Origin of the sequence: Streptomyces sp. NPDC088194 (assembly GCF_040702025.1) — a bacterium.
Lineage (GTDB): Bacteria > Actinomycetota > Actinomycetes > Streptomycetales > Streptomycetaceae > Actinacidiphila.
Genome location: NZ_JBFBIV010000146.1, coordinates 1 through 14526 on the forward strand (window position 1 = coordinate 1; position 14526 = coordinate 14526).

12 protein-coding genes are annotated in these 14526 nt (G+C 73.2%); 5 read left to right on the forward strand and 7 right to left on the reverse strand.

The features are described from left to right. Nucleotides 1-102 precede the first annotated feature (102 nt). A complete protein-coding gene (locus AB0399_RS38350) occupies nt 103-900 on the reverse strand; it encodes a transglycosylase SLT domain-containing protein (protein ID WP_329372284.1) in 798 nt (265 codons plus the stop codon). A 626-nt stretch (nt 901-1526) separates the two neighbouring features. Here AB0399_RS38350 and AB0399_RS38355 point away from each other — a divergent pair. Continuing rightward, nucleotides 1527-2510 carry an LLM class flavin-dependent oxidoreductase gene (locus AB0399_RS38355; RefSeq protein ID WP_366414428.1) on the forward strand — a complete coding sequence of 328 codons (984 nt, stop codon included), beginning with the start codon at nt 1527-1529 and terminating at the stop codon, nt 2508-2510. Between the two features lie 370 nt (nt 2511-2880). On the opposite strand, the gene bla is transcribed toward AB0399_RS38355, so the two are convergent. The 6 genes from bla to AB0399_RS38385 all read right to left on the reverse strand — a co-directional run bounded on the left by bla (nt 2881) and on the right by AB0399_RS38385 (nt 9925). Next, nucleotides 2881-3858 (reverse strand): class A beta-lactamase, encoded by a 978-nt coding sequence (bla, locus tag AB0399_RS38360; RefSeq protein WP_366414429.1) that lies wholly within the window; start codon nt 3856-3858, stop codon nt 2881-2883. A gap of 63 nt (nt 3859-3921) precedes the next feature. After that, entirely contained in the window at nt 3922-5301 is a 1380-nt protein-coding gene (gene lysA / locus AB0399_RS38365) for a diaminopimelate decarboxylase (protein WP_366414430.1), read from the reverse strand. Nucleotides 5302-5312: 11 nt separating this feature from the next. Beyond that, nucleotides 5313-5729: an SAV_915 family protein gene (locus AB0399_RS38370; protein WP_366414431.1), complete on the reverse strand. Its 417-nt coding sequence runs from the start codon at nt 5727-5729 to the stop codon at nt 5313-5315. A gap of 335 nt (nt 5730-6064) precedes the next feature. Next, nucleotides 6065-7123, reverse strand: coding sequence for a YihY/virulence factor BrkB family protein (locus AB0399_RS38375; protein ID WP_366414432.1), 1059 nt, complete (start codon nt 7121-7123; stop codon nt 6065-6067). A gap of 97 nt (nt 7124-7220) precedes the next feature. Then, nucleotides 7221-7574 (reverse strand): hypothetical protein, encoded by a 354-nt coding sequence (locus AB0399_RS38380; protein WP_329372296.1) that lies wholly within the window; start codon nt 7572-7574, stop codon nt 7221-7223. Next, complete coding sequence (locus tag AB0399_RS38385; RefSeq protein ID WP_366414433.1) at nt 7571-9925, reverse strand: FdhF/YdeP family oxidoreductase; 2355 nt, start codon at nt 9923-9925, stop codon at nt 7571-7573. Before AB0399_RS38385 ends, AB0399_RS38380 begins: the two co-directional genes overlap by 4 nt. Before the next feature lie 432 nt (nt 9926-10357). On the opposite strand from AB0399_RS38385, the gene AB0399_RS38390 reads away from it, so the two are divergent. The 4 genes from AB0399_RS38390 (at nt 10358) to AB0399_RS38405 (ending at nt 14443) form a co-directional block, all read left to right on the forward strand. Then, nucleotides 10358-11164, forward strand: coding sequence for an AAA family ATPase (locus AB0399_RS38390; RefSeq protein ID WP_366414437.1), 807 nt, complete (start codon nt 10358-10360; stop codon nt 11162-11164). 18 nt (nt 11165-11182) lie between these two features. Next, nucleotides 11183-11398, forward strand: a complete 216-nt coding sequence (locus AB0399_RS38395) for a hypothetical protein (RefSeq protein ID WP_366414434.1) — start codon at nt 11183-11185, stop codon at nt 11396-11398. Between the two features lie 408 nt (nt 11399-11806). After that, the gene (locus tag AB0399_RS38400) at nt 11807-13624 is read left to right on the forward strand and encodes an RICIN domain-containing protein (RefSeq protein ID WP_366414435.1); all 1818 of its coding nucleotides are present in this window, start codon (nt 11807-11809) and stop codon (nt 13622-13624) included. An 87-nt stretch (nt 13625-13711) separates the two neighbouring features. Beyond that, a complete protein-coding gene (locus tag AB0399_RS38405) occupies nt 13712-14443 on the forward strand; it encodes a hypothetical protein (protein WP_366414436.1) in 732 nt (243 codons plus the stop codon). Nucleotides 14444-14526 lie beyond the last annotated feature (83 nt).

A 14526-nucleotide genomic window follows, 5' to 3' on the forward strand; every position in this document is an offset into this window, starting at 1 on the left:
GACCCGGTGGGGTCCGCCGCCCTTCGGAGCGTGCGTGCGTGGGGCGAGCGTGATGCGCGTGCCTGCCGGCGTCAGCGCGTCATCGTCGGTACTGCGTCATCGTCAGTACGCGGAGTTCACGTTGTCCATGGAGCCGTACTTGTCGGCCGCGTAGTTGCAGGCCGCGGTGATGTTGGCGACCGGGTTGTAGATGTTCCAGGACGTGCCGGACACGTGGTAGGCGTTGAAGGTCGGGTTGATCACCTGCAGCAGGCCCTTCGAGGGGATGCCGTTGCGGGCGTTGATGTCCCACAGGTTGATCGCCTTCGGGTTACCGCTCGACTCGCGCATGACGTTGCGGTGGATGCCCTCGTACGTGCCGGGGATGCCCTTCTTGTGCATGATGTCCAGCGACTGGCGAATCCAGCCGTCCAGGTTGTTGGCGTAGGTCTTCGCGGCAGGCTTCGCCTTCGCGGCGGCGGCCTTCTTCGCGGCGGCAGCCTTCTTCTCGGCGGCCTTCTTCGCTGCGGCCTTCTGCGCGGCCGCCTTCTCGGCGGCTGCCTTCTTCACGGCTGCGGCCTTGGCGGCTGCGGCCTTCTGCGCGGTGTCGGTCGCGCTCTTGTCGGCGACCGGGACCAGGTTGACCTTCTGCTGCGCGGCGGCCGGTACGGCCTTCTGCGGGGCGAGGCTGGACTGGGCGCTGATCTGCTTCACCGGCTGACCGGCGGAGACGCTGAACCCGGTGGTGGCGTCGCTCGCCGCGGTCGCCGCTCCAGCCCCGGCGGTCGCTTCCACGCCCACGACTGCGAGCAGGACCGCGGCTGCGGCAGTGGTGCCGGCAGCAGTGATCTTGTGCTTCTTCGACAGCCGGTTGAACGAGGAGACGCCGGGGAGCTTCTTGGTGACCGTGGAGAACTGCATTGCGGGTTTACCTCTTCCGTTGGGGACCAGTGAATTGTTAGAGGTCCCGGATTCAACGGTCAAAGGCCCCATCTACGGACAATTCCGTAGGTGGGTTCGGTGAGGAAAGGGCGATCGCGCGTATCCGCATGACGGCGCCGTCGCGCGGCCGGGTCGGGTACTACCGCGCTTAGTTTGTGACCTGGGCCATACCGAGGGGATCACACAGGGGGCACCCAGCAATCACGGGAAGTACCCGGATATGCGCGCACCGTGGAGAATTCCGGCCCCTTTTCCGGCGCTCGCCCATTACCCGGAGAAACGGGGTTCCGCGCCGCCGTGACAGGGGCTCGGCCCCCGAAGCGCCACCGTCACCAGGCGGGTGGGCGGGGGGCGGCCTCGGAGGCCGGGCTCCCGGCGGCACCGAGGGCGCGCGGGCCGGCTCCCCTGCTCCCCGGCCTCCCCTGCTCCCCGGCCGAAGTGGGCCGTTCTTCCGGTTTCGCCGACGCCGGGCCCGGTGGCCTGGGGCGTTGCGCGGACCGCGACACGCGTTGCGAAACGATCATTGGACACGGGGCGTGTGCTCTCTCCAGGGTGGGAAGCGTCGGCCGGCGAGGCCGCCGCCGGGACAGCGAGGAAGGATCACCATGGGCGACGAGAGCACCGAGAGCACGGAGCGCGCCGGGACCGAGGGGGAGACCGCGGGGGCGGGCGGGCGTGCCGGCCTGGTCGCCGCGGTGCGCGCGGCGCTCGGACCGGTCGGCGTGGTGCTCCCGGTGTCGTTCACCGGCCTGCCGCCCATCGACGTCCAGCGCGCGGGCGCCGGGCGGCTGGAGCAGGCCGGATACCGCACCGCGTGGACCAACGAGGTGGTCGGCGGCAAGGACGCCCTGGTCCAGGCGTCGATGCTGCTGGCCGCCACCCGGCAGCTGGTGATCGGCACGAGCATCGCGAACATCTGGGCCCGGTCGCCGCAGACCCTGCACGCGGCCGCGTCCCAACTGGCCGAGGCGTACCCGGGGCGGTTCGTGCTCGGTGTCGGGGGCGGCTACCCGCAGCAGGCGGAGGCCGCCGGCCGCGCCTTCGGCAGCCCGCTGGCCACGATGCGTGACTACCTCGACCGGATGGACGGCCCGACCCAGCCGCCCGCGCCCGCCGCGGACTACCTCCGGATCGTCGGCGCGAACGGGCCGAAGATGCTGGCGCTGGCCGGCGAGGCGTCCGACGGGGCGTTGCCGGCCGGGGTGCCCCCGCAGTACACGGCGTACACCCGGGAGCTGCTCGGCCCGGACAAGCTGCTGGTCGTCGGGATGACCGTGGTGCCGGACCAGGACCGGGAGCGGGCGCGGACGGGGGCCCGGGAGATGACGGCCGCCCTGCTCGCCCGGCCCTCCTTCGCGGCGATCGCCGCCCAGATCGGCCTCGCGGTACCCGGCGACCGGGAGCCGGACGACGAACTGGTCGACGCGCTCGTCGGCCACGGCGACCCCGACGCGATCGCGGCCACCGCCCGCCGCCACCTCGCCGCCGGCGCGGACCACGTGGTGCTCATGCTCCAGCCCGGCGGGGAGTTCGCGGACGGCGTCGCGGCACTGGAGGAGCTGGCACCGGCCGTGGCAACCCTCGACTGACCCCCGCCCGCCCACTCCCACGCAGCCAGGGCGCCGACGCCGCCCGTGTCGGCCGGGCCGTCCCGAACGTCCGTCCCCGTCGCTCGCGGCCAGGGTGCTCCCACGCCGAAAGCGGCGGGGGAGCCGGACGTGGGTCCGGGCCGTGTGGTGGAAGGAGCGCCGTCCGCCCGAAGGGCGGGGCCCGTGGCGTCTGGTGCTCCCCCACAGCCTGCGGCGTGGGAGGTGCCCCCAGATCGCAAGGCGGAGGGTTGTCCTCGCAGGGGGCCTACTCGGACCAGCCCGGCAACGAAGCGAGCGTGCGTGCCAGCCGCCACGGGATGGGGGCACCTCCCCCGCCGAAGGGAGGGGGAGGGACTTCCAAAACCACCGCCTAGCGCCCCAGCGCGGTGAGGGCGGCGGTGGTGGCGTTCGCGATCAGCGGGTCGGCGGACTCGGCGTCGGGGGTGCCGCGGTCGGTCAGCACGCTGATGACGACGGGCGCGCCGTGCGGGGGCCAGAGGACCGCGATGTCGTTGCGGGTGCCGTAGTCCCCGCTGCCCGTCTTGTCGGCGACCTTCCACCCCGAGGGCGCCCCGGCCCGCACGTACGGGCCGCCGGTGGTGTTGCGCACCATCAGGTCGGTGAGCAGCGCGCGGCGGCCGGTCGGCAGCGCGCCGCCGAGCAGCAGGGACCGCAGGTCCGTGCCGAGCGCGCGGGCGGTGCTGGTGTCGCGGGTGTCCCCGGGCACGGCGTCGTTGAGCGCCGGCTCGGGCCGGTCGACGTGGGTGACCGCGTCCCCCATGGCGCGTACCGCCTCCTGCAGCCCGGCGGGGCCGCCCAGCCGGTCGAGCATCAGGTTCTCCGCGGTGTTGTCGCTGTACCGCAGCGCGGCCGCCATGATCGCCCGCAGCGTCATGCCCTTGCCCTGCCCGGCGTGCTTCGACGTGATCGGCGAGTACGGCACCAGGGCCGACGACGGGTACGTGACCACGCGGTCGAGTTCGGCGTCGCCGGCCCGCTTCAACAGCGTCCCGGCGGCGAGCACCTTGATCGTCGAGCAGTGCGCGAACCGCCGGTCCGCCTGGTACGCGACGCTGCGGCCCGACCCGGTGTCGAGTGCGTACAGGCCGAGGTGGGCGTGGAAGCGCCGTTCCAGCTCCGCGAACGACCGGCGCGCCCCGGCGTCCTGCGCATCGCCCGCGGAGGGGGTCGCGGAGGGAGTCGCCGAGGAGGTCGCGGCGCCCGAGGGGGCCGCGTGTGCCGCCCGCGGGGTGCCGTCGCCGCTTCCGCCGCCGCACCCCGCGAGGAGCGCGGCGACCGCGGCGAGCACGCCCGCCGCCCGCCAGGTCCGGTGATCCGTGTCGCGCATGGCCACCACTGTGGTCGGGCGCGGGGGCCGGGTCAAAGACGTCACGGCCCCCGCGCCCCCGTGTCACAGCCCGACGTCCCGCAGGCTCATGTCGGCCAGCGACTCCCGGCGTACGAGCACCCGCGCCGCGCCGTCCCTGACCGCGATCACCGGCGGGCGGCCGACCAGGTTGTAGTCCGACGCCATGGAGAGGTGGTAGGCGCCGGCGGCGGGCACCGCGACGAGGTCGCCCGGGCGGACGTCGCCGGGCAGCGGCACCCGGTCGGCGAGGATGTCGCCCGCCTCGCAGTGCCGGCCCACCACCGTGGCCGGGGCCGGCGCCGCGGTGGAGCGGCGCCCGACGAGCCGGGGCGCGTACCGCACCCCGTACAGCGCCGGCCGGGGGTTGTCGCCCATGCCGCCGTCGACGGCCACGAAGGTGCGGCCCGGGGTCCGTTTGACCGACAGCACCCGGTAGACGGCCACCCCGGCCGGGCCGACGATGGCGCGCCCGGGTTCCAGGGTGAGGCGGGGGACGGGCAGCCCCGCCCGCGCGCAGCCGGCCGCGAGTTCGGCACGGACCCGGTCGGCCAGGGCGCGCGGGTCGAGCGGCTGCTCGCCGGGGCGGTAGGCGATGGCGTGGCCGCCGCCGATGTCCAGCCGGCCCAGCGCCAGGCCGTGCCGCCGGTGTATCCGCGCCATCAGCCCGACCATCCGGCGGACCGCGGCGACGTACGGGCCGGCCGCGGGGATCTGCGAGCCGATGTGGCAGTGCAGGCCGACGAGTTCGAGGCGCGGCTGGCCGATGATCCGTTCGACGGCGTGCTGCGCGGAGCCGTCGGTGATCGACAGGCCGAACTTCTGGTCGTCGGTGCCGGTGCGGACCGCGGGGTGGCCGCCGGCCTGGACGCCCGGTGCGACCCGCACCATGACCTGCTGCCGGTCGGTGGGCGGGACGATGGCGGCCAGCCGGGCGATCTCGGACATGCCGTCGAGGACGATCAGCCCGACGCCGAGGCGGACGGCGGTGTGCAGGTCCTCCGGGCTCTTGGCGTTGCCGTGCAGCACGATCCGCTCGGCGGGGACGCCCGCGGCGAAGGCCAGGCCGAGTTCGCCGGCCGAGCACACGTCGAGTCCCAGGCCCTCCTCCGTCACCCACCGGGCGACGGCGCGGCACAGGAACGCCTTCGCCGCGTAGAGGATGTCGGCGTCGGGGAAGGCCGCGCGGTAGGCGCGGCAGCGGTCGCGGACCTCGGCCTCGTCGAGGACGTAGAGCGGGGTGCCGAACCGGTCGGCGGCCTCGACGAGGGAGACCCCGCCGACCGTGATGTCACGGTCGCCACTGCCTTCGTCGCCGGTGCCTTCGCCGCTGGTGGCGGAGAGGAGGGTGGAGGCGGGCCACACCGCGGGCGCCGGGGCGCCGGCGGGCGCCGCGGACAGGGTGGCCGGGGGAGAGGCGTGCACGCGGCGCCCCCTCAGCCGATCGCCCGCAGGGCACCGAGGTGCCGCGGGTCCCAGTCGCGCGCCGAGGGCGCGAGGGCAGGCGTGGGGACAGGCGCGGGAGCAGGCGTGGGCGTGGGTGTGGCGGCCGGGGCATGGGCCGCCGGGGCCGGCGCCGAGAACCGCGGGTCGACGGTCAGGGCCGCGACGCCCAGCGGTTCGGCGAGCGCCCGCAGCGCCGGCGCGGAGAGCCTGATCCAGCTCTGCCCGGCGCCCAGCGCGGCCGACAGCCGCTCCGGGGAGGTGAAGCCGACCGCGGTGCGGGTGCCCAGCGGGGTCCGGAAGAACCGCGCGGTGCAGCCGCCGGGTCCCGGCCGGACGGGGACGAAGAGAGGTCCGGCCGGGAAGGGTTCGCAGGGCTCGGGGTCCTCCGGGTGCAAGGTCGCGGCCACAGTTGCCTCCAGGTGCAGTGCGTCGATCGCGTCCGGGCGACGTGCCGTGGACGCCTCGTCGACGCTATGCCCGCCGACCCGGCGGACCCCCGCCCGCTGACGCGGACTTGACGCCGCGGGCCGCGCCCCTGACGCGACGCTGACGGACCCCCCGCGGATCGGACGCGCAACCACGTCCCCGCGGGCTCGGGCCGGGGTCGGCCCCCTCCCCATCCGCTCCGGGCGCGGCTTCGACACCTACGGTCGCGGGCGGCGCCGGGGGCCATCGGCTCCGCCCCGCGGGGCAGCCGTCGCGATGTCGCGGACCCGGTCCGGAACCGCCCGCCGCGGCGCCGTCAGAGCGCGTCGCTGTGGAGCTTGTGGGCGCTGCGCAGCGGCATGTACGGCTCCTGGCCGGCGGGGTGGCCGTCCGCGATGGCGCGCTGCCGGTCGAGTTCGGCGTTGATCTCGGCGCCCAGCAGGATCGCGAGGTTGGACAGCCACAGCCAGACCAGGAAGGTGATGACGGCCCCCAGGCTGCCGTAGACGCGGTCGTAGGAGGCGAAGTGGGCGGCGTACACCTCGAAGCCGACCGAGGCGACCACCCACACCACGACCGCGACGAGGCCGCCCAGGGTGCCCCAGCGGAAGCGCTGCCGGGCGTTGGGGGCCGCCCAGTACAGCAGCGCGAAGAGCAGGCTGAGCAGGGCCAGCGCCAGGGGCCACTTGCCCCACTGCCACACCGCCGTGGTGGTGTGGCCCGCGCCGAGGTCGGTGCCGACGCGGCCGGCCAGCCTGCCGCTGAGGACGGCCAGCGCGGCGAACACCGCCATCAGCACCAGCACCAGCACGGTGAGGCCGAGCCGCAGCGGGAGGAGGAACGTCAGCGGGCGGCCCTCGGGGACGTCGTAGACGGCGTTCATCGCGCGGATGAACGCGGCGGTGTAGCCGGACGCCGACCACAGCATGGTGAGCAGTCCCACGGTGCCCGCGGCGACGTGCTGCCGCTGGAGGTGGGTGAGCGCGTGGGTGAGCAGGTCGCGGGCGGGGCCGGGGGCGAGGTGGTGGACGTCGCGGATGAGGAGGTCCGTCGCGGAGGGGCCGATCTCGCCGAGCACGGCGATGAACACCAGCAGCGCCGGCACGAGGGACAGCACCGCGTAGTAGGTCATCGCGGCGGCGCGGTCGCCGAGGTTGTCCTCCCGCAGCTCGCCCAGCACCCGGCCCAGCGCCTCCCGCCGGCTCCGGACGTCCAGGCCGGTCCGCCCGGACAGGGTCGCCCGTTCCCACAGAGCCGCCCACCGGCCCGGTTCGGCGGCTTCCGCGACTTGAGCGACTTCCGCGGCGTCAGCGACTTCCGCGACTTCCGCCGGCTCGGCGTCCAGGCCGGGCCGGTCCCCCCACGACGAGGTCATGAAACGTGCGCTGCCTTCCTCGCGGTCCCCCCGGCAACGCGCGCGCCAGGACTCCGGGCCGGGCATCCGCACCCACGAAGTCCCGTTGCCCAGGCGCTCAGACCAGGCGGCAGGGGACTTCGAGGTCCTCCGAGAGGTAGTGGATGGCGCAGACCCGATGGTAGCCGTCGGCGATCACCAGCGGCTGCCCGCGGATCAGCAGTACCGGCGACAGCTTCTCGCCGGTGACCGCCTTCTTCATGTCGTGCGCGACATGCGGGTTCACCGCCGGCAGCAGCTCCAGGCCCGAGGCGCGCAGGATGTCCTTCGCCTTCCTGGAGGTGGTGGTGGCCGCTTGGAGCCGCCGCACGGCCTCCTGGGCCTGCGCGGGCGTGACGAGCAGTTCGAGGAAGTCGACGGCCGCCGGGAAGTCGTGCTCCTCCGGGTCGTTCTTCCAGACCGGATCGGTCATCGTGCGGCCTCCGTTCGCGCGTGGCGGTCGATGGTGACCTTGAGGTGCTTCATGATCGGCTGGTCGCTCTGGGTGCTGTGGTCACCGATCGCGCACAGGACGTTCATCTCGGGCATGTAGCCCGCCGCGCAGCCGCGCGGGATGTCGTACGGGATGGCCAGGTAGCCGTCGAGGCGGCGGGTGGTGCCGTCCTTGGCGGTGCTGACGATGTCGACCGGGTCGAACTCGGCGAGGCCGCGCTCGCGCATGTCGTCCCGGTTCATGAAGACCAGCGTGCGCAGGTTCCTGATACCCCGGTAGCGGTCGTCGTCGGAGTAGATCGTGGTGTTCCACTGGTCGTGGGAGCGCAGGGTGCCCAGCACCAGGGTGCCGGGCGCGGGCCGGACGTCGGGCAGCGGCGCGGCCGAGAACTCCGCGCGCCCGGACTCGGTGAGGAAGACCAGCTCCCGGGCGGGCTGCTTGATCCGGAAGCCCAGCGGCAGCCGCACCCGGCGGTTGAAGTCCTCGAAGCCGTCGAGGACCTGGGCCATGGTGTCGCGCACCCGGTCGTAGTCCTCGACGTACCACTCCCACGCGGTGGCGCTGTCCGGCAGGGCGGCGCGGGCCAGGCCGGCGACGATGGCGGGTTCGGAGAGCAGGTGCGGCGACGCGGGGCGTTTCATGCCGACCGACAGGTGCACCATGCTCATCGAGTCCTCGACCGACGTGCTCTGCACGCCGCCGGCCTGGTGGTCCTTCTCGGTACGGCCCAGGCACGGCAGGATCAGCGCCTGGCGGCCGTGCACCAGGTGGCTGCGGTTCAGCTTGGTGCTGACCTGGACGGTGAGGTCGCAGCCGCGCAACCCCGCGAAGGTGTACGGGGTGTCGGGCGCGGCCATGGCGAAGTTGCCGCCCATGCCGACGAAGACCTTGACGTCGCCGCGGTGCATCGCCTCGATGGTGCGGACGGTGTCCAGGCCGTGCGCGCGGGGCGGCTGGATGCCGCAGGCCGCGGCGAGGCGGTCCAGGAACACGTCGGTGGGGCGGTGGTCGATGCCGCAGGTCCGGTTGCCCTGCACGTTGCTGTGCCCGCGCACCGGCGAGGGCCCGGCGCCCTCCCGCCCCAGGTTCCCGCGCAGCAGGAGGAGGTTGACGATCTCCCGGACGGTGTCCACGCCGTGTTCGTGCTGGGTGACGCCGAGGCACCAGCTGAAGATGCTGCGGTCGGCGTCGCGGTAGACCTGGGCCGCCTTGAGGATGTCGGCGCGCGACAGGCCGCACTGCTCCTCGATCTGCGCCCAGGGGGTCGCCTCGCACAGCGCCCGGTACTCCTCGAAGCCGGTGGTGTGGCGGTCGATGAACTCCGAGTCCAGCGCCTTGGGGTCGGACCCGGAGTGGGCGAACACCGCCTTGGCCATGCCGCGCAGCAGCGCCATGTCGCCGCCGATCCGCGGCTGGAGGTTCAGGGTGCTGGTCCGGGTGGACTTCATCAGGGCCATGTCCGTGAACTCGTGCGGCACGATGGTGCGCGTGGCCGCCCCCTCCACCAGGGGGTTGATGTGCACGATCTGCGCGCCTCGGCGGTAGGCGTCGGCGAGGGCGGTGAGCATCCGGGGCGCGTTGGAGGCGGCGTTGACGCCCATGATGAACAGCGCGTCCGCGGCCTCCCAGTCCTTCAGGTCCGCGGTTCCCTTGCCGGTGCCCAGCGCGGCCTGCAGCGCGCGGCCGCTGGCCTCGTGGCACATGTTGGAGCAGTCCGGCAGGTTGTTGGTGCCCAGCTCGCGGGCCATCAACTGGTAGAGGAAGGTGGCCTCGTTGCCGAGCCGGCCCGAGGTGTAGTACGCGGCCTGGTTCGGGTCGTCCAACTCCCGCACGGTGCGGCCGAACAACTCGAAGGCGTCCTTCCAGCGGATCGGGACGTAGTGGTCCGACGCGGGGTCGTAGACCATCGGCTCGGTCAGCCGGCCCTGGTCCTCCAGCGCGAAGTCGCTCCACCGCGACAGCTCCGTCACCGAGTGCGCGGCGAAGAACTCGCGGCCCACCCGCTTGCGGGTCATCTCCCAGGTGACGTGCTTGATGCCGTTCTCGCAGATGTCCAGGTGTAGGCCCTTGATGTCGTCGGGCCAGGCGCAGCCGGGACAGTCGAAGCCGCCGTTCTCGTGGTTCATCCGCATGATCGCGCGCGGGCCGTCCACCAGTTCCCGATCGCGCATCAGCACGCGGCTGACGCTGCGGGCCGCGCCCCAGCCGGCGGCCGGGTGGTGGTAGGGGCGGAACGTCGGCGGGTCCTCGGGCGCGGCCCCCACCCGGGGTTCCGGCTGGTGGTCCTCGCCGCCCGCGCCGGCTTTGTCCGAGGGGCTCACGGGGCTCATGGCTGGCATCCTTCCGCCGTCGCGGGCGTCGCAGATCCTCGCCGGGCCCGGCATGGATGCGTGCCGGGCGCGGCCGGTTCCCGGCGCATTGCACGAAGCTATGCCGGGGCGGCCGTCCACGCCAGGTGACCCGCCACGCGAGCGCCGAGCGTATCCGCTTCCCGCGTTTGCGGGCGGCGCCGATCGGGTGTAGGGGCATTCCTTACTTACGCCGAATGGATTGGGCACGGCGTAATTCCCTTCGGCGTCAGGCATTTTCCCTACGCCATACGGCAGGAGGTGGGTCCCGCTTTCCGCCCGGCTTGCGAGCGGCGGGGTATCGCGTTTCAGTGAGAGTGTCCCTCCGTCGGAGGAGTAGCCATGTCGATGTCGCCCGGTCCGGGATTCGGCTCGTCCGATCCCTTCAGCGATCTGCTGAACCGCTTCGTCGGGATGTCGCCTGGCTCGTCGCCCCCGGCGGTGCGGCGGGTCCCGATCGGGAGGCTGCTGAGCGAGTCCGCCCACGAACCGGTCAACTCGGCCGCGCGCAGGGCCGAGGAGGATGACGCCGCGCAGCTGGTCGGCGCCCCGCCCGGATACGTCGGCTACGAGGAGGCGGGCCGGCTCACCGGGAAGACGCGCCGCCAGCCGTACTGCGTGGTGCTCTTCGACGAGGTGGAGAAGGCGCACCGCGACGTCTTCAACGCGCTGCCGCAGATCCTCGACGACGGGCGCCTGACCGACTCCCAGGGCCGCACGGTCGACTTCCGGCACTGCGTGGTCATCATGACGTCCGGCATCGGCGCCCAGCGGATCATCGCCCACCAGGGTGACGTGGCCGAGATCAAGGACGAGTTGATGGCGGACCCGCGGGGGCGCTTCCTGCCCGAGTCCCTCAACCGCAGCGACGACATCATCCTCTTCCACAGCCTCACCGAGGACGACCTGGCGCGGGTCGTGGACCATCCGCCGGACCTGAGCAAGCACCGCGTGCGCGCGCAGGGCATGACGCCGGAGGTCACGGAGAGCGCGAAGAAACCCCTGGTCGCGCACGGGCACCAGCCGGAGTTCGGCGCCCGCCCGCTGCGGCGCACGATCCAGGCGGAACCCGACAACCGGATCGCGTCCCTGCTGCTCGGCGGCGAGGCGGACCCGGGCGACACCATCGTCGCCGACGTCGAGGACAACTCGCTGCACTGCACGGTCCGCCCGAAGCCGGCCGACGCCGGCGACGGCACCGCGGACGACAACGCATCCTGAGAGCGGGGCGAGGCCACCATGGCGCATCACCACAAGTCGAACAAGGCCGTCGAGGGAAACCCGGAGACCGGACACGGGCGCGGCATGCCCGAACGGCCCGACGAGGCGGAACTCCAGGAGCAGACCGAGGAGGACCGGCGGGAGGTGGGCCTGCCCGCGGACCCCGGCGCCGCCCGCACCCGGCCGGAGGAACCCGAGGAGTCCGAGGAGTCCGGGGAGCCCGGTTCCGGCTGACCGGATCGAGCGAAGCATCGGCCGCTCCGGCGGCCTCGGTGGCCCGGCGCGCACACCAGCGCGCCGGGCCACCGGCCGTGCCCGTGGTCGCACGCTCGGGTGTTATCGATGCCAATCCCGTTGTCGGGCGCGGTCGTCGGCCGGGTGCGGTCGCCGGTGCCGCTTCCCCGCGCGCGCCCGCCGACCGGCGGCGAACGTGGGGGAACGTCACCAACTCCGGTGAGCGGCAAGCCGATCGCGGAGGAGCGCAGGCCGTGGGGCCGTAACTTCTGTGTACTCGTGGGGCGGCAGCTCTAGTGTTATCGATGCCAACGGACTAGGGTTCCGGGCAACTTCGCGCACGCCCGCCGTCCGCGCGCGGCCGTCCAGGCCCGCCCGACGGCCCACCCCCCGAGACGAAGGACTGGCATGGCACACCCCCGAAAAAGACTGGCCGTGGCGCTGCTGGCCGCGGCCATGGCCGTGGTCGGCGCCGGCGCGTCAGCCGCCTCGACCGCGACGGCGGCTCCGGCGGCCACCACCGGCTACACGGTCTCCGTCGGGTCGAAGGGCACCTTCGCCTACCCCACCGACACCCCGGCCAGTTCGTACATCGACAAGGACGGCACCTACTACTTCCAGCAGTCCGACGGCGAGTACGGCCCGACCGGGCCGCGGTACTGGGACTTCTTCACCGGCACGAACCTGGAGACCGCGACCCGCTCCAGCGCGATCAGCGACGCGGTGAACCCGGCCAACCCGCAGGACCGCAACAACGACACCACCTGGCGCTGTGACAACAGCCCCACCGGCAAGACGGCCACCAACGCCCCGGCCGGCTCCGGCTACACCCAGCGCAACTTCTGCGACCTGGTGGGCACATGGGTCGACCCGGACACCGGCAACTGGTACGGGCTGGTGCACAACGAGTTCACCCCGCAGCCCTTCGGCGACGGCATCCACTATGACGCGATCGACTACGCGGAGTCCACCGACCAGGGCAGGACGTGGACCATCAAGGGCCACGCGCTGACCTCGCCGTACAGCACCACCCGCGGCGACAGCACGGCGTTCCCGCAGCAGAGCTACTACTACGGCGACGGTGACCAGCGGCTGTTCGTCGACACCGCCTCGGGGTACTTCTACGTCTACTACGGCTCCCGCGCGGTGGACAAGAACGGCAGCTGGAAGGCGTTCTACGAGCACGTGGCCCGCGCCCCGATCTCGGCGAAGATGGCGCCCGACTCCTGGCAGAAGTGGTACGACGGCTCCTGGTCGCAGCCCGGCACGGGCGGCAAGGAAAGCAACATCGTGCCGGTCGACTCGCCCGGTGACACCGGCTACACGGCCCCGTCGGCGGAGTACGACCCGGCCACCCCCGGAACCGTCGAGCAGCAGGTCGCGGCCGGCACCGCGCCGCCCACCTCACCGCTGTTCGTGATGGACGTCTCCTACGACGCCTACCTCGGCCTCTACATCGGCGAGCCGCAGGCGGTCGACCAGAGCGGGAACGCGCCCCAGCAGTTCTACGCCACCGCCGACCTGGCCACGCAGAAGTGGACCCTGCTCGGCGACACCGGCGGGTACACCACCGCGTCGTGGTACCGCTGGATGCTGGACGGCGCCAACAAGACCAGCTCCACCATCGTCGGCAAGACCTTCCGCGCGTACTGCTCCATCGCCTGCGCGGACGGCTCCGACGGGCAGTACGCCGACGTGACGATCGACGCGGCCGAGTCCGCCGCGGCCCCGGTCGTCTCGGACCGGTCCTACACGATCGCGAGCGGCGCGGGGAGGGTGCTCGCCCAGTCCCGCGGCGCGCACGCCGCCACCGCCCGGCCCGCCGCGGCCCGATCGGCCGCGCAGGCATGGAAGTTCACCGCGAACGGCGACGGCTCCTACCGGATCACCAACGCCGCCACCGGCCAGGCGCTCGGCGTCCCCACCACCTCCACGGCCACCCGCGCCTGGGGGACCAAGCCGACCGTCACCCCGCTCGGCGCCGGCGGACCCACCGTCGGGCAGCAGTGGTTCGTCATCCCCGGCACGTCCGCCCACGGGGCGAAGACCGGCACCTTCCGGCTGGTCAACCGGTACAGCGGCCTGGTGCTCGGACTGTCCGCCGACCCCCGGCGCGGCACCGAGACCACCCCGGCCCGCAGTTGGACCGACCACACCGGTAGCGCCGTCGGCGGTCACCGGAGTGCCGCGGAGCAGACCCTCACGCTGACCGCGGCCCGCCGGTAGCACACCAGCACACCCACCCCACCCCCCACCCAGACAAGGGGAACAGACATGGCATCGACAGCGACGACTCTTCGCCGGTGCGCCTTAGTGGGCGCCGCGGCAGCGATGGTGATGGCGGTACCGCAGATGGCGTCGGCCTCGGTCGGCGGCGGCAACGTGGCGGTGAGCTGGTCGATCCCGGGCACCCCCGCGTCCGGGCTGACCAACATCACCTTCCCGTTCACGGTCAACCCCGCGACCGCCCACCAGTCCGGCACGTACTTCGCGCAGCAGTTCGGCTTCACCAACGCCCCCGACGTCGGCTACACCGGCCTTCAGCCGCGTGCCGACAGCGGCGGCCACGAGCGGCTGCACGGCGTCTTCTCCAGCTTCAACGCCGGCACCACCACGTCGGACCCGAACTGCAGCGACGGAGCCGACGGCGGCGCGGGTGTCAGCTGCGCCGTCGAGTTCGACGGGGTGTACGGCCACCAGTACGCGCTCAAGGTGGTCAAGTCCGGCTCCGACACCTGGACCGGGACCGCCACCGACACGGTCACCGGCGTGTCCACGCACATCGGCTCGTACACCCTGCCGGCCGGCAGCGGGAACCTGCAAGGCTCCCAGGGCGGGTTCGTCGAGTACTACGCCGGCATTCCCAGCTGCGCGCAGATGCCCAGGACCGACGCCGTGTTCGGTGGTCCGACCACCACCGACGCGGGCGGTCTGGGCGGCACGTCCAGGGCCGACTACGAGTACAGCGACTGCGTCGGGGAGTCCGGCTACCAGGCCGCCGACGACGGCTCCGGCACGCACATCACCCGCGGCTTCGTCTCGTAGCCGAGCGGTTCCGGAAAGGCCCTGTGGCGGGGGCGCGGGGACGCCGCGCCGCCCCCCCGGGGGTGGGGGGGGGGGAGGAGCAG